General features: G+C 65.4%; 7 protein-coding genes. 2 read left to right on the top strand and 5 right to left on the bottom strand.

Annotated elements, in window-relative coordinates; all coding sequences use genetic code 11:
• Positions 1–266: 266 nt before the first annotated feature.
• From FHY19_RS19560 to FHY19_RS19575, 4 genes are all read right to left on the bottom strand, one after another.
• Positions 267–1,322 carry a Gfo/Idh/MocA family oxidoreductase gene (locus FHY19_RS19560; RefSeq protein ID WP_259167956.1) on the bottom strand — a complete coding sequence of 352 codons (1,056 nt, stop codon included), beginning with the start codon at positions 1,320–1,322 and terminating at the stop codon, positions 267–269.
• A gap of 167 nt (positions 1,323–1,489) precedes the next feature.
• On the bottom strand, positions 1,490–2,176 hold the full coding sequence (locus FHY19_RS19565; protein WP_259167957.1) for a thermonuclease family protein: 687 nt from the start codon (positions 2,174–2,176) through the stop codon (positions 1,490–1,492).
• Between the two features lie 401 nt (positions 2,177–2,577).
• Complete coding sequence (locus tag FHY19_RS19570) at positions 2,578–3,900, bottom strand: sorbosone dehydrogenase family protein (protein WP_259167959.1); 1,323 nt, start codon at positions 3,898–3,900, stop codon at positions 2,578–2,580.
• A complete protein-coding gene (locus FHY19_RS19575) occupies positions 3,897–4,313 on the bottom strand; it encodes a hypothetical protein (protein WP_259152444.1) in 417 nt (138 codons plus the stop codon). Before FHY19_RS19575 ends, FHY19_RS19570 begins: the two co-directional genes overlap by 4 nt.
• A gap of 933 nt (positions 4,314–5,246) precedes the next feature.
• On the opposite strand from FHY19_RS19575, the gene FHY19_RS19580 reads away from it, so the two are divergent.
• Complete coding sequence (locus tag FHY19_RS19580; protein WP_259167961.1) at positions 5,247–5,879, top strand: carboxymuconolactone decarboxylase family protein; 633 nt, start codon at positions 5,247–5,249, stop codon at positions 5,877–5,879.
• Between the two features lie 1,201 nt (positions 5,880–7,080).
• Positions 7,081–9,831 (top strand): S8 family serine peptidase, encoded by a 2,751-nt coding sequence (locus tag FHY19_RS19585; RefSeq protein ID WP_259167964.1) that lies wholly within the window; start codon positions 7,081–7,083, stop codon positions 9,829–9,831.
• Positions 9,832–10,001: 170 nt separating this feature from the next.
• Here FHY19_RS19585 and FHY19_RS19590 read toward each other — a convergent pair whose 3' ends face one another.
• Complete coding sequence (locus FHY19_RS19590) at positions 10,002–20,201, bottom strand: autotransporter-associated beta strand repeat-containing protein (protein WP_259167966.1); 10,200 nt, start codon at positions 20,199–20,201, stop codon at positions 10,002–10,004.
• Positions 20,202–20,590: the final 389 nt, after the last annotated feature.

Raw genomic sequence — 20,590 nt, forward strand, 5'->3', positions numbered from 1 at the left:
AGCCGGTGAGCGGTACCGACATCAAGGTCGATACGATCATCGGCACGCGCAACGCGCAGATCGCCGGCGACAATGTGTCTGCCTACCGCACCCGGGTGCGACGCGAGAGCGATTGACTGGTGACATCCGCGTTGCCTTCGGTTGCCAGGAGTGCAGGCAGTCCGACTGACGCGATGCGGCAGTGTCGTTGCGGTGCAGCGCAAGCATCAGGCACCAGGCGGCCTAAGTTGTATCGGCTGCGCTGTCGCTGCCACGGGTGATGCGCTTCAAGCCATGGCGGCGCTGACTGCCGCTGCCTGCAGCTGCGCGCGCGCCAGGTCCAGCGTTGTCATGATCTGCACCACTTCGTCGAGCGGATGCAGCGGCGACTCGCGACGGCCTTCTCCGATGTAGCGTGCTGCCGCGTTGGCCTGCCATGAAAGCCCGTCGTAGCCCTGAATGCCGGTCGGGTCTGTCCATTCGACAGGCGTACCGGCGTCATCGTTGCTGCCGATCCGCAGCCTGGACGGATTGTGAAAGTCCCCGGCCAGGTCGATGCGCCCTTCGGTGCCGGCGACGTAGGCCATCGAACTGCTGCGCGCGACGATGGAGCTGATCAAGGTCGACTGCGCCTGCGAGCGATGCGACAGCACGACAGTGGAAAAGGCATCCACGCCGGTGTCGGTGAGTTCGCCGACGGCAGCGATCGCGGTGGGCGCGGACAGGATCATCGAGGAAAACTGCACGGCGTAGACGCCCAGATCCAGCAGCGCGCCACCGCCAAGGTCGGGCTGTCGTTGCCGATGCGCGGGGTCGCTGGGCCCACGCTGGCTCAGGTCGGCAAACACCTGGCGCACATGGCCAAGCGCGCCGTCGGCAAGCAATTTGCGGATCACCGAGGTGTGCGGCAGGTAGCGGGTCCACATCGCTTCCATCAGGAACAGACCGCGTGCACGCGCTTGCTGTACCAGCAGGCGCGCGTCGTCGGCGCAGGTGGTGATGGGCTTTTCGATCAGCACATGCTTGCCCGCACGTAGCGCAAGCAGGCCGTGCTCCAGATGCTCGCTATGCGGCGTGGCGACGTAGACGATATCGACGTTCGGGTCTTCCACCAACGCCTGATAGCTGTCGTACGCACGCTCGATCGCCCATGCCTTCGCAAACGCGTTCGCACGCTCCCCGCTACGCGAAGCAACTGCCACCGCGCGTTGCTGGGTATTGTTGCGTAACGCACGCACGAAGGCGGTTGCAATCGCGCCCGGCCCCAGCACGCCCCAGCGCAGGGATGGCTCGCCTTGGCCAGGCACGAACAGATCGGGCTCGGGAACGTGGAGCAGTGGCATGGGGTCGCCGCGTTGTCGTGGAGCGGTCGATGCTAGCAAACCACGCGTTTCGATCGGCGCGGCATGGCGGCTCAGGCACAGGGCTGCAACCCCGCGCAGCGAACACGGCCGGTGCGCGTGCTGCATTGTGTGCATCTCATGCCCGGCCTACCGATCCGGTTCCCCGCCTAACGGGCGGCAGGCCGCCAACCGGCATTGAGCGCATCCTGCGCCGAACAGAAATAGCGCTCGCCCTTCTTGGTCGAGATGCTGGTACGCGCGTAATCGCGTTGACCGGGCATGTGGAAGATCTTGCTGCCCTTGCCCGAAATATTGCCCTTGATGACGCACCCGCCCGGCACCGCTGCCGATACAGTTGCCGACGCGCGCGCAGCAATCTGCTGGCGCTTGTTGCGGCGGTATTCGGCAGGCTGCTGGAAGGTTCCCTGCCAGAGATTGCGTTTTTGCTGCTGTGCAATGCGCTCATCGGCGATGAACGCGGTGGCGTATTGGCGATACGCCACCGCCCAGCCGTTGCGCACCATCCAGCCGTTGACCGATTGCCCTTGTACAAAGCAGTCGGCAACCGGACGCCCGTAACGGTCGGTATCGGTTTGCCGACAATGCACGGTCTTGTCCATCAGGTAACCGTCCAGCGCCGCCGCGGAACGACGACCGCAAGGCCACGCAACGCCATCCGCGCCATTGCACTGCTGTGCGCTTTCCGGCGCATCGATTCCCCATAACCGGATGCGCTTGTGCGCCACGGTAATGGTATCGCCATCGGTGACGGCGGCCCGACCGACAAGCTCTGCTGCGCTGGCAGGCAGAACGAGCGCGACACCAACAACACCCCACACCCATCTGAACAACATCGACAACAACGTCCCTTGGCGATCGGTAGAAGTCGTCCATGCGTTCTTCCCGTGTATGCACCCTCAGCCGGATGGCCTTGCCCGGCGCTGTCCTGACGCCAGACGTCCACGCGGCAGTGCCGACGCAGGGCCGGCACTGTATGCGAATGCGGTGGGGATGGCTATCTCCTGCAGGTTGCGCGCGACGATCAACTGGCGACGCACTACATCGCAGTGTGCAACTCATCCGCAGGCATGGCGTGCATGGCGCGCACGCCACCTGCCTCGCGTTGTTGCGCGCGCGCCCTGCCCTGCTGGGCGCACTGCCAGGCATCTGGCTGTCTGGCCGCCTTGCGTATCACGACAACAATAGAAAACCCGCCCGACGCATGATGCGCGCGGGCGGGTTCTCGCATTGCGGCTTACTGTGGCGTAGCTGCGGTTGCGGTTGCGGCTGCTTCGGGCGTCACGCGCCAGATGATGTTGGCCAGGTCGTCGGCCACGATCAACGCACCGCGCGGATCGACAGTGACACCGACCGGGCGGCCGCGCGTCTTGCCGTCATCGCCATGGAAACCGGAGACGAAGTCGATCGGCTGACCTGCCGGGCGACCGTCGCGGAACGGTACGAACACCACCTTGTAGCCCACTGGCGGGTCGCGGTTCCAGCTGCCGTGCTCGCCGACGAATGCGCCGTCGGCAAACTTCGCGCCCATCACCGGCGACGAGAACGCCACGCCCAGCGCGGCCACATGCGAGCCCAGCGCGTAGTCGGGTGTGATTGCAGAGGCCACTTTCTGCGGATCCTGCGGCATCACCCGTTCGTCGACGTTTTTGCCCCAATAGCTGTAAGGCCAGCCGTAGAAGCCGCCTTCGCGGACCGAGGTCAGATAGTCCGGCACCAGGTTCGGGCCGATTTCATCGCGCTCGTTGACCACTGCCCACAGCGCACCGGTGCCGGGCTGGATGGCCAATGCAGTGGGATTACGCAGGCCGGTGGCGTATGGCTTGTGCGCGCCGGTTGCCGCGTCCACCTGCCAGACCTGCGCACGATCGACCTCGGCGACCATGCCGCGCTCGGTGATGTTGCTATTGGAGCCGATCGCCACATACAGGTAGCGACCATCCGCACTGGCGGTGAGCGCCTTGGTCCAGTGGTGATTGATGGCCGATGGCAGATCGGTCACCTTGCTCGGTGCGCCGCTGGCCTTGGTCTGGCCCTCGCGATAGTCGAAGCGCAGCAGCGCGTCCTGATTGGCGACATACAGCGCGTTGCCGATCAGCGCAAGCCCGTAGGGCGCATTGAGCTTGTCGGCAAAGACCGTCTTCATTTCATAGGTGCCATCGCCGTCGGCATCGCGCAACAAGGTGAGGCGATTGCCGCTCTTGGCCTTGGATGTGCCCTTGGCCTTGATCGGGCCTGCGATGATGTCCTTGGGCTTGAGGTTTGGCGCAGAGCCGCCGCGGCCTTCGGCCACCAGGATGTCGCCATTCGGCAGCACCAGCGTCTGGCGCGGAATGCCGAGCTCGGTCGCGATGGCGGTGATGCGATACCCCGCCGGCACGGTCGGCTTGCGGTCACCCCATGCGGTGGGCTCGGCGATCGTCATGTCGGGCAGTACCCCGCGATCCGGGGCCGGCAATTCCGGCGTGGCGCCGTGCTGATCGAGCTCGGGCGCCTTGCCGCAGGCGGCCAATGCCGCGGCAAGGACGGAGACTGCAAGCACATGTGTGTAGCGGCTCATCGTGCACCTCCCATGCGCAGACCAGACAATCCCGCCCAGGTGGCGACCAAAGCGAACAGCGTGGCGATTGCCGACAGCGTCAAAGCCGCCGGCATGATGGCCCAGGCATCGCGCGCGTGATGCAGCGCATCGAAGAATCCGACGATCCAGGTGGCCACCAATGCGAGTACATAGATGACGTTGCGGCTGCCGCGCACAAGCCCGACGATGGCGGCCACAAGCGCGAGGGTGGTCACCACCATGGCCCCCACCAACAGCCAAGACGCGAAGTTGGCCCATTGGATCTGATAGCTGCTCCAGTAGGCGTAGTCGCTCAATAGCGCGCCAAGGAACAAAGGCCACACGCCGCCGAGCACGGCTGCATGGAATGGATGGATAGCCCAGCGACGGGGCAAAACGACAGCTGCATTCATGGCGGACTCGTTGGGGCAATGGCGAAACGTGCCCCGATGCTGCCAGCTGGCGTGTGATGAGCAGGACGATTTTGCGAGCACCGCCCCTGCCCATGCCATGAACGCACTGTTGCACGCACCGGGTCGGTGCGCGGTTGCGCCTGGCAATGCTCAAAGGCCAGCTGGCATCCTCATCCTGTCGGCTTCCATCAATACTCACTCGCGCAGTCCGACCAGACACCTCGCCGCTCATCCCGCCACACGACCACTGGACCGGCACACCGACCACAGGTCATGGAGTGCTCGGTGCAGCGAACACGCGCTCTTAGGCTGGCCGCATCCACTCAGGGAGCAGGCAGATGCAGACGATCGGAGCAGTGCTGCTGGCAGCGGTATTGAGCGCAGCCGGGGTAGCGCATGCTGCACCAGCTGTCGCGGCTGCGCCCGCCACCACAGAATTGGCACGCGAGGCGGTGGCGTCTTGGGTCTGCGCAGAGCGCTGCGCACTTACGTGCTGCAAACCGCTGGATGGTCCGTTGCCTGTCTAATCGTGGGCTGCCATCGCCCCGCTTGCAGAGAGTGTCGGCGCATCAAACGATCTCGGCGCATCACACCGTTACCGCCACGCGGTAATGAGCGCACCTCATAACTGCATGCGGTACACGCGGCTGGAACGGCGAGGCGGATACGGCATGCTGGCGCCATGTCCTGTCCAGACGCATCGCGGCGCATGGCCCATCGCGCAGCCGCCCAGGCCTGCGGCTATCGCATCACGCAAGGAGATAGCGCTTGGATTTCAGCGCAGCGACCCCTAGATCTGTATCTGACAGACCGACCACTTCGGTGCGTCGGCCTCACGTGCTCGCGCGCCTCGTGACCAGCGTCCTTGGCGCGGTCGCTGTCTGTGTGGTTGCCCCCTCCCCCGCGGCAACACCTTCCCCGGAGTCCATCGGTATGCCCATCTCGGAAAGTCTGTCGCCCCGACAGCAAGCCATCGCACCGATTGCCGCGTTTGCGGCGACCGGCGATATCGGCCGTTTGACCACCGCATTGGAGGCAGGCCTGGACACCGGGCTGACCATCAACGAATGCAAGGAAGTGCTGGTACAGGTCTACGCCTATGCCGGCTTTCCGCGCAGCCTCAATGCGCTGTCGGCGCTGATGCAGGTGGTTCAAGCGCGGCAGCAGCGCGGCCTTGCCGACACGCAGGGCGAGCTGCCTGGTCCGGTGCCGACCGGCCCGGAACTGCTTGCGTTGGGCACCGCCAATCAAACGCAGCTGGTGGGGGCGGCGGTGTCTGGGCCGCTGTTCGAGTTCGCACCGGCCATCGATGCCTATTTGAAGACGCATCTGTTCGGCGACATTTTCGCGCGCGACAACCTCGATTGGGTCAGCCGCGAGCTGGCAACGGTGAGCATGCTCGCAGCGCTGGAGGGGGTGGACTCGCAACTGCAGTCGCATCTGAAGATCAGCATGAACATCGGTGTGAGCAGCGCGCAGCTCAATGCGCTGGCGCAGGTGCTGGATACACGGGTCGGTGCGGCGGCCGGCACCCGTGCCAAGGCCGCCTTGGCCAAGACGCAGTGAGAATGCCGATCCGCTGATGCAGCCGCCGGGCGGGCGATTCGCCCGATGCGCTGCCGCGTGGCTGGGAGCGACCTGGCCACGGTGAAATCGCCGCTACGGCATGCGTGCTTGCCCGCTGGATCATTACCGGCCTGTCGACTATGTGAACGCCCACGCTCACACCTGCGGATAGTGCGGGCACCGCGCCGGCCTCCACGCCGTGCCGTGCATGAAGACTGGCGGCCCTGGCTGAGCAGATCGCTCAAACCTGATAGCCGCGACTCACCGCCTTGCGCGATACGTCTGAGGCTGCGGTCACCGGCGTCCACACCAAGCGGGCTGAACCTCTGTAGGCTTCGGACGCTGGCTATGCGAAAAGCTTGTTCGCACCGCCCTCCCCCTCTCGCATTCGCCCAAGAACCTAAAGGGGTTGCAAGATCGGATAATTAAATAACGCCCAGATCATCCTGGGCGTCCTAGAAGGCGACGACTTTGAGAAAATCCTCAAAAGATAAACAAAATTATTCAAATCATTCATTTTCGTCGCAACCGATTGCGCAATCAGCGCCGTCAGACGTCGAATTTCGCACAATCGGACGAGGCCGCTCGGCGTTGTGAGAGGACGTTCTATCGCAATGACATCGGGGGACAATTTCGCCTGGACCGTTTAAACCATCGTCGCACTCAAAATTATTCAAAATCACGCTGCGTACAGCAGAGTCCGTTAGGGCGCCTAACTTCCGGTTGAATTCGCCACAAGGCGTGAGGGATTTACCCACATCTTCGACGTGATTCCCCGATTACCCACGCTCTTCATCGCATTTAGGATGGCCGCCCTCTGCGAAATGTGACGGACTATTGTTGCGTTCGGTCCGACAATTTTCCGTGTTTTGATCTGTTAGCCGCCTATTAGTCCGATATCGCTATGGAGTGAATCGGCGCTGCCTATCGCGCGATCTTTTTCTCTGAATAGCAACTGTCCATTCAGACTTTAGAGTTAATGGCTAGCGCCGTTAAACAAACCGCAGGCACACGGCGAGTGCATCAACGTATTTGCCGGGTACTTCGTCAGCGCAACTCCGAGGGGACGGACCGCTGTGGTTTGAAGTGAATAACACGTGAAATTAAACGCCTTCGTTGGTGACCGCCAGCGCTGGGACCTTCTGCGCCAAATTTCAGAATCAGCGGTAGCGGCGCGCCTACAACGGAATCGACCACGCTTATGAATCGCTCGCTACTTGCAACCACCATCGCCTCCTGTCTTGTCCTGACCGCATGTGGCGGCGGTGGCGGTGGCGGCAACGTCCGCAGTGAGCCGCCGCAGAGTACGGTGATTGCGCCGGCACCTACGCCGACCGCGCCGACCACCCCGGGCACCACCTCCGATCCGCTGCCCAAGACCGCGCCGGTTCCGACACCCGCGCCTGCCCGTTATCAAGGCGTCGGCAGCAATCTGCTGGTGCCGATCAATGCCGATCTGGCGCAGCAGGCCGGTGCCCGCGGCCAGGGCGTGAAGCTGGCGGTGCTGGACGACAACCTGATGCCGAGTTACGCGCCGATTGCCGGCAAGGTCGATGGCTTCACCGACTACACCGCCAGCCCGGGTACGCCCGAGTCGTCGTCCAACGCGCTGCGCGGCCATGGCACCATCGTCTCGGCGCTGGCGTTGGGCTCGGCGCAGGACGGCTTTGCCGGTGGCGTCGCTCCGGATGCGGACCTGTTCTATGCGCGGATCTGCGCAGAGAATTCCTGCGGTACCCAGCAGGCCCGCCGCGCGGCGGTGGATCTGGCCGCCTCCGGCGTGCGCATCGCCAATCTGTCGCTGGGCGCCTCGTATGCCGACGCCGCCGGCAGCGCCAATGCGGCAGCCGCCTGGCGATTTGCGCTGACGCCGCTGGTGCAGGCAGACGCGCTGATCGTCGCCTCGACCGGCAACGAAGGCGCCGCCGAAGCCTCGTATCCGGCGGCGACGCCGGTGCAGGAAGCCAGCGTGCGCAACAACTGGCTGGCGGTGGGCGCGATCAATGTCGACAGTGCCGGCAATGCGGCCGGTCTGACCAGCTATTCCAACCATTGTGGCGCCGCTGCGCAATGGTGCCTGGTGGCACCGGGCAGCTTCACCGCTCCGGCGCTGGCCGGCACCGAATTGCAGGGCCAGATCGCCGGCACCTCGTTCTCCACCGCTGCGGTCAGCGGCGTCGCGGCGCAGGTTCTGGGCGTGTATCCGTGGATGAGCGCCTCCAACCTGCAACAGACCCTGCTGACCACCGCTACCGACCTGGGCGACCCGGGCGTGGATGCGCTGTATGGCTGGGGCCTGGTCAATGCGGCCAAGGCGATCAAGGGCCCGGGCCAGTTCGCCGGCAACTGGTCCGCCACCGTGGGTGCAGGCTACGACAGCACCTTCGGCAACGACATTTCAGGCAGCGGCAGCCTGACCAAGAATGGCAGCGGCAAACTCACCCTGAGCGGCAACAACACCTATACCGGCGGCACCACGATTACTGACGGCGTACTGGCGCTGTCCGGCAGCCTGCGCTCGGATCTTGTGGTGGCCAACTCGGCCACCTTCGAGTCGCGCGGCGGCGTGATCAACGGCGGCTACAGCCTGGTCAACAGCACCGGCACCACCGCCATCGAATTGGGCAAGGGGTTGACCGTCACAGGCTTGGCCAGCCTGAAGGGCAATCTGCTGTTGCTGCCGGAAGCGTCCGGCTACAGCGTCGGCAGCAGCGAGAAGATCGTCAGGGCCGGTGTCCTGCAGGGCACGTTCGACCGCGTGCAGTACGCCAACAATTTCTTTTGGACCGCATCGCTTTCCTACGACCCGACCACTGTCACCGCAACCCTGACCCGCAATGCGTCGGCCGCCAGTGCGCAGGCCGCGGGTGCGCCGCAGGCCGTGGTCAACGGCGCTGCCCAGGCTGATGCGCTGGTCAAGGTGCTGGACACCCGCGTGGCATCCGGCGACACCGCAAATTTGGGTGGTCTGATCAGCGCCACCGGCTCGCTGCTGGCGGCATCCAATGCGCAGGTTGCCGCATCGCTGCCGACTCTGGCCGGCCAGGTGCACGGTATCGAGCGCACGCTGGGCTTCCAGTCGGCACTCAACGATGCGCGTGTTGCTGCCGATCGCCTGCCCTACCTGGCCGACACCACCACGCTGACCACCTGGATGCAGGGCAGCTACCTGGATGGCGATCTGAGCCGCAGCGGGTTTGCATCGGCCGACTACACCCAGCAGGCCACCACCTTCGGTGTGGATCTGCCAATCGGCAGTGCCGGCACGGTGGTAGGCGCGGCGGTGACCTCCGGTCAGGACCGCGCGCACATCGATGCTTCGGCCAGCCGTCTGCGCTCGGACCGTTACGCGATGACCGCGTACCTGTACCAGCCGATCGGCCAGGCGTACCTGTCGGGCATCGGTTCGTATGGCATGAGCAATGTGGAGACCGAGCGCAACGTGCAGGCCGGTAGCATCGGCGAGCGTTTGCAGGACCGTCGCCACGACACCAACTGGTCGCTGCGCGCGGAAGTCGGCCTGCTGCCGCATGCCGGGCTGTCGCCCTTCGTTGCCGCAGGTGTGGTCAGCCAGACCCAGGATGCCTTCAGCGAAGCCTCGGTGACCGGTCTGGGCCTGAGCGCCGGCAGCGACACCTTGCGCGCGGGGTATGCCGAGGCGGGCGTGCGCGGCCATCTGGCACACGGCAAGTGGGGCTTCGATGGTCTGGTCGCCTACCGCTCGTTGCTGGGCAACCCCAACGCCGACTTCAGCGCCTGGTTCACCGGCTTGCCGGAAGCGCGCTTCAACGTGGCAGGGACGCCGGTGTCCAGGCAGGCCGTGCGCGCCTCGGTCGGCGTGCGGTACCAGGTCAACGACGCGTTCTCGCTGTACGGCAATGTGGGCGCCGAGCGTGGACGTTCTGATTCCAACAGCATCAACGCCAATGTCGGTCTACGCTGGCAGTTCTGATCCAGCGCTGGCGGCGGTTGCGCGACGGCATCCGCCGGCCGCGTAACGCCACCGACTGCGAAGGTCCCGGCATGCCGGGGCCTTCATCCTTCTCGATGCGCACCTGGCCGAGCGGATCGGCAAAAGAGCCCCGGCGTGCCGGGGCTTTGTCGTTGACTGCGGGGAGCCGATCAGAAACTCCAGCCCCAGGTCACCTGTCCGCCGTAGGCGGTCTGTCCATCGCCGCTGAGTCCTTGCAACGACAGCGACATGCGGCTGTTGGGCGACGTGATCAGGCTGACGCCCAACTCGCCGATGGCCGCATTCCTGGCCAGCGTGACGCTTTGCACCGAGAACTCCGAGCCGGTGCCGATGAAGCCCGCCGAGCGCTGCACCGCGCGATCGCCAAACGCGTGGCGCCACCCCGCCGAGGCATAGAGTGCGGCCTGCTGGCCAAGCTCCCAACGTCCGCGCACCCCCAGGGTGGTGGTGGTGAATTCGTCCTTGGCACTGTCGACCGACAACCCGGAGATCCCGCCGCGCTCGGTGAACCCGTCGGTCTTAAGATGGGTGTAGTCGGCGGCAATGAACGGGCTGTACACCGCATTGCCGGTACGCAGATTCCACGAAGCTTCCAGCGACACCGTCACGGCAGTGGCGTCGTATTGGCTGGTGAGCCGTTCCTCGAGCACGCCGGGCAGCACGACCCGGCGCGCGCCGTCCACGCTGTAGTCCGCATAGTCCACCGCGCCCTGCAGCGAGAATGCGGACCAATCGGCCTGGCCATACACACCGACATGGGTGCCGTCGATGTCGGAGCGGTCGCCCCACTCGCGCGACCAGCTTTCGATGTCCTGGCTGCCCACCGCCACACCGAGCACGCTGCGCTCGCCGATGCGGCGTTCTGCACCGGCCATGATGCCGTTGTCTTCGCGGCGTACCGAAATCGCGTTGGCATCGCCGTCGACGCGATTGGGCAGGCTACGCCCGGTGATCCACACGGTGGTGTCGCCGATGCGGGTGTCCTGGCTGTCGCCGCGCAGATGGCTGCCGATGCCGCTGTTGAGAAAGCGGCTGTCCAGCATGGCGGTCGCGGTGCTGGCATGGCTTTCGCCCGACAGCGACGCGAAGGCGGTGGCGACTGCCTGCGGGTCGTCCGGAAGACGCACGACGGCCTGATACACCGGGCTATCGATCGACAAGCCATCGACCGCAGCGGCAGTGGACTGCTGGTTGGGCGTTTTCACCGTGTCCACCATGCCGACGGTATTACGCCCCAGCGACACCGATAGCCCCGTTGCGCTGGTGCTGACGTCGGGATCGATAAATGCGTAGTCGGAGAGGACGTTGGTGAATTGTCCGGTAAGCCCGCCAGCAGCGTTGACCACCGGAATCTCGGTGAACAATGGCAGGTCGGCCGCACGTACCAACACCAATGAGCTGCCCGGCGCCAGCGTGGCCACGCCGCCTACCGTCACCGGCGTCACCACACCGCCCGTGCCGGACGTGACCTGCACCGTGGAGCCAGGGCCGATGGTGGCGTTGCCAACCACACTAATCGTGCCGGTGGTGCCGCCGATGGCCAGGGTACCGCCGGTCGTGGTCAGGCTGCCGATGCTGCCGCTGCCGCTCAGCGTACCGCCCGGCCCGACCGTCACCGGCCCGCCGATCGCGGCACCCGGGTTGGCCGGGTTGCCGACGCTCAAGGTGCCCGCCGTGATGGTGGTCGGGCCGGTAAAGCCGCTACTGTCGGCAGTGACCAGCAGGGTGCCGATGCCGTCCTTGAGCAGGCTACCGGTGCCCGACAGCGTACCTGCGTAGGTGCCGCTGGCGTTCTGCGCGAACACCAGCGCGCTGTTGTTTGCGATGTTGCCCTGAAGGCTGTCGGTGTCGCCGATCAGGGTACCCGCGTTGATGGTGGTGCCGCCGAGATATCCGTTGACGCCATCCAGCGTGACCGCACCGCTGCCGTTCTTGATCAGCGCACCGCTGCCGGCGATGTTGCCGGCAAAGCTGCCGTCGCCGGCCTGATCGAAGACCAGCACACCGTTGTCGAGGATGTTGCCTTGCAGGCTGGTGGTGCTGCCCTGCAGCGTGCCGCCGGCAATGGCGGTGCCGCCGCTATAAGTGTTGGCACCGGCCAGCGTGAGCACGCCGGCACCTTGTTTCACCACGCTACCGGCGCCGCTGACGATGCCGGTAAAGGTGCCATCGGCAGACTGGTCGAAGACCAGCGTGGCATTGTTCACCACATCACCCTGCAGGCTGGTGGTCGTGCCGATCAAGCTGCCGGCACTCACCAGCGTGCCGCCGGCATAGCTGTTGGCACCGGTCAGTTGCAGTGCGCCGCTGCCGGCCTTCTCCAGCGAGCCGGTCCCGCTGACCACACCGGCATACACCCCGCCGGTGGTCTGGTTGAACACCAGTGCCGCATTGTTGACGATGTCGCCCTGCACGCTGGTGCTGTCGCCGATCAAGCTGCCCGCCGCAATCGTGGTGCCGCCGCTGTAGCCATTGGCACCGTTGAGCAACAGCGCGCCTGCGCCGTCCTTAACCACGTTGCCGGTACCGGTGATCGAACCGCTGAACACGCCATCGGCTGCCTGGTTGAACGCCACGGTGGCGTTGTCGACGATCGCGCCCTGCAAGCTGCCGCTATTGCCCGCCAGCGTGCCGGCACTGACGGTGGTGCCGCCGGTATAGCTGTTGCTGCCGTCCAGCGTCAGCGTGCCGGTATTGGTCTTGATCAGCGCGCCGTTGCCGCCGATGGCACCCGACAAGGTCAGATCGGCCGGGTTGTCGACGGTGAGCGCTGCGCCCAGGTTGACCGTATTGCCCAGCACGGCGGCGATCGCATTGCTGAGCACCGAAGCGCCGGTCACCGACAACGTGCCGCTGCCCAAGGCCGTGTTGCTGCCCACCGCCAGCGTGCCGGCATTCAACACGGTGCCGCCCGCGTAGCTGTTGTTGCCGTCGAGCGTCAGCGTGGTGGCGCCGTTCTTGATCAGGCTGCCCGCACCGCTGACCGGGCCGGACACGCTCAGGTCGTTGCTGCCAAGCAGATTCAACGCGCCATTCACCACCACCGCGTTGCCCAGCGCCAGTGCCTGGTTGCTATCGAGGCTGGTGCCGGCCGCTGCGGTCAACGTGCCGGTGCCCAGCGCTTGCGCATCGCCCAGCACCAGCGTGCCGCCATCGAGCAAGGTGCCGCCGGTGTAGCTGTTGGCTGCGTCGAGCACCAAGGTGCCGGTGTCGAGTTTTTGCAGTGCGCCTGCGCCGCCGATGGCGACATCGATCGTGCCGGTTACGCCAGGGTCGACGCGGATGATGGTGTTGGCGGCATTGGCGCTCAACGCACCGGCACCGCCGTCGCTCAGCACATAGCCATCGGTGACGAACTGCATGCCGGTGATGCCCTGGGTGCCTTGCACGGCCACGGTACCGGCAGTGCCGGCGAATACCGCGAAGCTGTTCTGCCAGGTATCGTTGGTCAGGCCGTCGATCGCTGTCCAGTTGGTGCCGCCGGCCGTCCATGCAGCGCTGCCGCCATCGATGGCGCCGTTGGCGACGGTTTGCGCACCATCCCAGAACTGCACGTTGCTGCCCGGCGCCAGCACCACCACGTTGATCTGTTGTGCCAGTGCGGTCTGCAGCGTCAGCTGGGTCGGGTCCACGGTGCCGGGCAGCGTGCCGATGCCCAGGCCGTTGTCGGTCAACGCACCGCTGTAGTCGATCAGGCGATACACACCGGTACCGAAGCCGCCGATGTCGGTGATGTTGAGCGTGCCGTCCAGCGTGAGGTCGCCGTTGACCGCCAGCACGCCGGTCTGGCTCGGGATGCCCAGGAATGCATCGAGCGTGGCGTTGGGCGCCATGCTCAAGCTGCCGGTGGTGAGCAATGCGCCACTGCTCACCACCAGACGGCCGCCATCGTTGACGGTGACCGCCGCATCGACCACGCCGCTGCCGCTCAAGCTGCCGCCGGCGCCAACGCTCAGGCCGCCAGCACTGGCCAGCGTGCCATCCACATCCAGCGTGCCGCCGAGGATCTGCGTGGCGCCGCCCAGCGCGCTGGTACCGGTGAGCTGCAGCGTGCCGGTACCCACCTTGTCCAGGTTGCCGGCGCCGCTCAGACTACCCGCAAAGGTGCTGCCGACGTTGTTGACGCCCAGCTGCAGCGTGTTGCCCCCGAGGATGTCGACCGCACCCTGCCCGGTTATCGCGCCCAGCGCTGCACTGCTGCCCAACGACAGCCCCGCACCTGCGGCGACATCCACCGCGCTGGGGGCCCCCAGGTTGCCGGTGGCGGAGGTGGCAAGCACACCCGCCTGCACCGCCACCGGGCCGCTGAAGCTGTTGGCGCCGGACAAGGTCAAGGTACCCAGACCGGTCTTGGTGAGCGCACCGGCACCACTGAGCGTGCCGGTCAGTGCCAGATCCGCAGCGCTGGCGATGGTCAGGTCCGCACCCAGGTTGACGCCGTTGCCCAGCGCCAGCGCGACGGCATTGCTCAAGGTGGAGTTGCCCAGCACCGACAGGCTGCCGACACCCAGGGCGGTGTTGCCGCCCACCGCCAGCGTGCCGGCGTTCAACACGGTGCCGCCCGCGTAGCTGTTGCTGCCATCGAGCGTCAGCGTGGTCGTACCGTTCTTGATCAAGCCGCCCGCACCGCTGACCGGGCCGGACACGCTCAGGTCGTTGCTGCCAACCAGAGTCAGTGCGCCATTCACCACCACCGCATTGCCCAACACCACTGCCTGATTGTTATCGAGGCTGGTGCCGGCCGCGGCGGTCAATGCGCCGGTGCCAAGTGCCTGCGCATCCCCAAGCACCAGCGTGCCGCCACTGAGCGCGGTGCCGCCGGTATAGCTGTTGGCTGCGTCGAGCACCAAGGTGCCGGTGTCGAGTTTCTCTACGCCACCGATGCCGGCGATGGCGACATCGATCGTGGCGGTGGCAGCCGGGTCGACGCGGATTGCGGTGAGCGGGCTGGCCACTGCCAGCGTGCCCGCACCGGCATCGCTCAACAGGTAGCCATCGCTCGCAAACTGCAGGCCGCCGATGTTTTGCGTGCCCTGCACGCCGACGCTGCCGGCAGTGCCGGAGAACACGGCAAAATCGCCCTGCCAGGTGCTGTTGGTCGAGCCGTCCTGGCCGGTCCAGTTGGTGGCAGCGCCCCACACGCCCGAGCCGCCATCGACGCTACCGTTGGCCGTGGTCTGCACGCCGTCCCAGAACTGCACGATGCTGCCCGGCGCCGTCACCACCAGGTTGATCTGCTGGCCGATCGCGGTCTGCAATGCCAGCTGGCTGATATCGACGCTGCCGGGGATGCTGCCGAACAGCACGCCGTTGTTGGTCAACACGCCGGTGTAATCGATCAACCGATACACGCCGGAGCCGAAGCCGCCGATGTCGATGACATTGAGCGTGCCGTCGAGGGTGAGATTGCCGTTGACCGCAAGCAGGCGCGTGTTGCTGGGCGCCGCAAGTGACACGTCCATCAAGGCGCCCGGTGCCAACGTCAGCCCGCCCATGCTGAGCGAGGAACCGCTGCTCAACGCCAGCCGGCCGCCATTGCCGATGGTCACATCGCTGCCGATGCTGCCACTGGGGCCGGTACCGGTGAGCGTGCCGCCAGCGAGCACATTCAACGCGCTCGTGCCCAGGCTGCCCACCACGTCCAGGGTGCCGCCGCTCACCTGGGTGGCGCCGCCGATCACGCTGGAGCCGAGCAGGTTCACGGTGCCGGCGCCGACCTTGTCCAGATTGCCGCCACCGCCCAGGCTGCCGGCGAAGTTGCCGCTGCCCAACTGCAGGGTGGCACCGGCATCGGTATCGACGCCACCCGCACCGGTGAGTGCGTTGATCAATCCGCCGTTGGTCAGGTTCAAGGATGCGCCGGCTGCCACATCGACGTTGCTTGCATTGCCGAGCGATGCGGCGGTGCTGGCCACCACGGTGCCGGCCTGGATCGCCAGCGGGCCGGTGTAGGTATTGCCGCCGCTCAGCGTCAAGGTGCCGAGGCCGGTCTTGGTCAGCGCGCCCGCGCCGCTGATGGTGCCGCTGGCCAGCATGTCGGCCGCGTTGTCGACGGTAAGCGCCGCAGACAGATCGATGCCATTGCTCAAGGCCACCGCGATGGCATTGCTCAGCACCGAATCGCCGGTAACCGACAAGCTGCCGGTACCGAGCGCGTTGTCGGCCCCCACCGCAATCGTGCCGGCGTTGAGCGTGGTGCCGCCGCTATAGCTGTTGCTGCCATTGAGCGACACGGTGGTGGTGCCGTCTTTGACCAGGCTTCCGGTGCCGCTGATGGTGCCGTTCAAGGCCAGGTCGTTGCTGCCGATCAGCGAGAGCTGGCTGTTCAATTGCACGCTATTGCCGACCGCAAGCGCAGTGTTGGCATCCAGTTCGCTAGCGCCACCGACCAACAGTCCGCCCACGCCCAAGGCTGCAGCGTTGCCAAGCACCAGGCGGCCGGCATCCAGGGTGACCCCGCCACTGAAGGTATTGGCATTGCCCAGGGTCAGTGTTGCCGTGCCCTGCTTGACGAGGCTGCCGGCGCCGCTGATCACGCCGTCCAGCGCGATGTCCTGCGTACCGGGCAACGTCAGCGCTCCGTTCAAGGCAAGTGCATTGTCCAACGCCACGGACGTGGTGGCATCGAGCGTCGTGCCGCCTGCAGCGGTGAGCGTGCCGGTCCCCAATGCCGTGTTGCTGCCGACCACTAACCCGCCCGCTTGCAGCTGCAACCCGCCGCCCCAGCTGTTGTTGCCTGTGAGCGTGAGCGTCTGCGTACCGCTCTTGATCAGGCTGCCCGCGCCATCGATCACGCCATCGAGCGTGAGCGCCTGGCCGTCGATGCCGAGCGCACCATTGAGCGTGACGGCGTTCTGCAGGCTTGCAGCGATCGCGGCACTGAGCAGCGTGCCGTCGGCCGCAATGAGCGCACCGCTACCCAGCGCCGTGTCACTGCCGACGATCAGCGACCCCGCATCCAACAGCGTGCCGCCGGCATAGGCATTGTTGCCGGCCAGCGTCAACGCACCGGTGCCCTGCTTGATCAGGCTGCCGGCTCCGCTCACCGTGCCGGTCAAGCCCAGCGCGTTGTTGCCGGTCAGCGACAGCGCACCGTTCAAGACGACGTCATTGCCCAGCGTCGCTGCGGTGGTCGCCTGCAACTGGGTGCCGTTGGCAGCGGTCAACGTACCGCTTCCCAGGGCCGCGCCGCTGTCGATCAGCAATGCGCCCGCATTGAGATCCACGCCGCCGGTAAAGGTGTTTGCGCCGGCCAGCGTCAGTGCAGCAGCACCGTTTTTCACCAGGCCGCCCGCCCCGCTGATGCCTCCATTGAGCACCAGGTCCTGGCTGCCTCCGAGCGATAGATCGGCATTCAACACCACGTCGTTGGCGAGCACGCGTGCCGCGGTGCCATCGAGCTGGCCGCCGGCAACGGTGAGGCTGCCTGTGCCCAGTGCGGCATCGCTGCCCAATACCAGGCTGCCCGCAGTCAACAGCGTGCCACCGGTGTAGGTGTTGTTTCCGGTCAGGGTCAGGCTGGCGGGGCCGAGTTTGTCCAGGCTTCCGGCACCGCTGATGCCGCCAGTGAGTGTCAGCGCATTGCTGCCGCCGATGCTGACCAAACCTGTCAGCGCGATGGCATTGGAGAGCGTGTTCACCGCGAGATTGTCCAGCGTGGTGCCGGCGGCTGCGGTCAATGCGCCCACACCCAGCGCCGTGTCGCTGCCGACCACAAGCTTGCCCGCATTCAGCGAGGTGCCGCCGGTGTACAGATTGTTGCCGCTGAGGGTCAGATCGCCGCTACCGGTCTTGACCAGGCTGCCGGCACCGCTGATACCGCCGCCCAGCGTCAGCGCCTGCGCGCCGTTGAGCGTCAACGCACTGCTATTCAATGCGATGGCGTTGGTCAGCGAGGTAGGCGTCGTGCCCTGCAGGTTGGCGTTGCCGGCGAGGCTGAGTGCGCCGCTGCCGAGCGCCCCGTTGTTGGTCACCTGCAAGGTACCGCCGGCAAGCGTGGTGCCACCGCTGTAAGTGTTCAACCCGCCCAGCGTGAGCGTGCCGGTGCCGAGCTTGCTCAACGCACCGGTGCCGCTGATCGAACCACTCAAGTTCAGGGCAGTGCCATTGCTGGCCACGCCCAGATTGCCGGTGAGCGCAATCGCATTGCCCAATGTCGCCGCAGTGCCTGCATCGAGCACGCCGCCGCTGGCGGTCAAGGTGCCGGTGCCCAGTGCGGCGTTGGAGCCGACCACCAGGCGCCCGTTGTTTAACGTGGTGCCACCGGTATAGCCGTTGGTACCGGTCAAGGTGAGATCGCCGGCACCGCTCTTGATCAGGCTGCCGCTGCCAGTGATGGCGCCACCCAGGGTCAGTGCCTGCGCGCCCGTCCACGTCAACGGTCCGACAAGATCGACCGCGTTGTTCACCGCCAGCGATGCGCTGGTGCTGAGACTGGCGTTGTCGGTAACACGCAACACCCCGGTGCCCAACGCCGAGTTATTGCCCAGTTGCAGCGTGCCTGCTGTCAGCGTCGTTGTGCCTGAATAGGTGTTTGTACCGCCAAGCGCAAGCGTGCCGAAGCCTGTCTTGGTGATGCCGCCGGTTCCTGCAAGCGCACCGGTCAAGCTGAGTGCACCGCCACTTGTACCCAGGCTCAGCGTGGTATTGAGTGCAAACGCATTGTTCAAGGTCAACGGTGCGGTGGTGTCCAGCGACCCGCCTGCCGCAGTGACGGTACCGGTGCCGAGCGCGCCGGAGGTTTCCAGCACCGTGGTGCCCGCGCTCAGCGTGGTGCCGCCGGAATAGGTATTGGCGCCGCCAAGCGTGAGCGTGCCCGTGCCGGTCTTGTTGAGCGCACCGGCTCCGCTGACAACACCGCCCAGCCGCACGGTATTGGTCCCGCCAATGCCAAGGGTGTTGTTCAATACAAAAGCGTTGGTCAAGTCGAGTGCGGCACCGGCCAGCAGGCTCCCGCCGGAGGCGGTGACGGTCCCGGTTCCCAATGCAGCGTTATTGCCTGCGGTCAGCGTGCCTGCGCCCAGATTGACGCCGCCGCTGAAGGTATTGCTGCCGGTGAGGTTCAATCCGCCGGTACCGGCCTTGGTGAGTGCGCCCGTCCCTGTCAGCGTGCTGCCGATCGTCAGCGCATTGGTGCCCTGCACGGTCAAACCGCCCGCCGCAAGCGCAATGCCACCGGCCGGAGCCAGCGTCAGCCCGGCAGCGGTGGCTTCGAGCGTGCCGCCGTTGGCCGCGATCGTCGTACCCAATTGCGCGGGCGTCGCAAATTGCAGCACACCTCCATTGAGCGCGCTGCTGCCAAAGTTGCTCGCGCCGCTCAAGGCCCAGGTGCCGCTATTGACGCGCAGGCTGCCGAAATTGATGTACTGATCGGTGCTTGCCGTGCCGACACCGGTCACGCCGCTGCCGGTTCCGGTGGCTGAATTTTGCAGGATCAGCGTGTTGGTTCCTCCCGCACCGCCATCCACCACGCCGGTGCGGGCAAAGCTCAGCAAGCCGCCTGGGCCAAGCAATTCCAGTCCGAGCCCGCCAGCGCTGTTGATGCTCCCGCCCGTGACTGCGGTGAAGGTGTTGGTACTGTTGGCACCCATCGACACGCTGCCGTTGATGGTGCCGGAATTGACGAAACTGTTGCCGGTGGCCGAACTCTGAAAACCGACCCGTCCCTCGATGGTGCCGGTGTTGACCGCATTGACGGTACCACCGCCACTGACGGCGATCACTGGCGTGTCGGCACCCAGTAGCGAGAGGTTGAGCAGCGAGCGGCTGGTGATCGTGCCGGCATTATTGATCTGCACGACGCCATTGCTGGCAGAGGTCATTCCCAATGCCATTCCATCGAGATTGAGCAGGTTGGCGCCCAGCAACCCGCCAGTACCGTAGATGGTGCCGCCGACAAGATTATTGGCAACCACCGAGGTCGAGCTTGCATTGCCCATGCTGACGCCGGTACTCAATACCGACAGCAGGCCAAGCACGGATGGATCGATGGTGCCGCTGTTGTTGAGCGTGGCATTGGTGCCGCTGAGCGCGATGGCGGTACCACCCAGCAAGCCTGCGGTCATCTGTGTGCCGGAAGCCACGTTGACGGTCAGATTATTTGCGCCACTGGAAAACGCATTACTGGTGACCGGCAGACCGCTGCAGGTGACGGTCGCGCCGGCGGCAGGCAGTGCGGGCGTGCATGCACCCCAGGCCAATGCGGGAGCGGCGGCCCCCACCGCCAGAACCACCAGACTCGGCAACGCCCGACGCGTCGCGCCGGGCTTGCGTCGACGCCGCACCAGCTCATGCGTTACGACCCAGTTGCCGATGGCTGCGTTCCAGACCAGCGCAAATGCACGATTCATTCCGATTCCCCTGATTGACTGCGACAGATCAGCGCACACGCACGTGCGCGCCTTCGATGACGGAGGTGGATATGGCGATCCGATGGATTTAGAGCGTGACCCGCTTCAGATGGGTCACTCAAGGATGAGGGTGATTAATACCAATCCCTGGTAAATACGTTGCCAAATTAATAGGCGAATCAACTTGATCAAACTGTGCTGAGTATCACTAACCATAAATACATCCATTACACGGCCATAAACTGTCGACCTGTTTACTAGCGCCCGCTTCAGACGAAAATGCGAGCGTCACGGGACGCAACCCGCAAGACCTTCTAGCGGGCACTACGGGTAAATCCGCCACCTGTTGCCGCATGCAGGCGCTGATTGATTTGTCGAGCCCGCAGCAT

Source organism: Xanthomonas sp. 4461 (assembly GCF_024806475.1).
Taxonomy (GTDB): domain Bacteria; phylum Pseudomonadota; class Gammaproteobacteria; order Xanthomonadales; family Xanthomonadaceae; genus Xanthomonas; species Xanthomonas arboricola_F.

Bases quoted from the DNA above. Each gene is read 5' to 3' on its own strand.
- FHY19_RS19585 (WP_259167964.1), top strand. From the start codon at position 7,081: ATGAATCGCTCGCTACTTGCAACCACCATCGCCTCCTGTCTTGTCCTG.
- FHY19_RS19570 (WP_259167959.1), bottom strand. From the start codon at position 3,900: ATGAGCCGCTACACACATGTGCTTGCAGTCTCCGTCCTTGCCGCGGCA.
- FHY19_RS19580 (WP_259167961.1), top strand. From the start codon at position 5,247: ATGCCCATCTCGGAAAGTCTGTCGCCCCGACAGCAAGCCATCGCACCG.
- FHY19_RS19590 (WP_259167966.1), bottom strand. From the start codon at position 20,201: ATGAATCGTGCATTTGCGCTGGTCTGGAACGCAGCCATCGGCAACTGG.
- FHY19_RS19575 (WP_259152444.1), bottom strand. From the start codon at position 4,313: ATGAATGCAGCTGTCGTTTTGCCCCGTCGCTGGGCTATCCATCCATTC.
- FHY19_RS19565 (WP_259167957.1), bottom strand. From the start codon at position 2,176: ATGTTGTTCAGATGGGTGTGGGGTGTTGTTGGTGTCGCGCTCGTTCTG.
- FHY19_RS19560 (WP_259167956.1), bottom strand. From the start codon at position 1,322: ATGCCACTGCTCCACGTTCCCGAGCCCGATCTGTTCGTGCCTGGCCAA.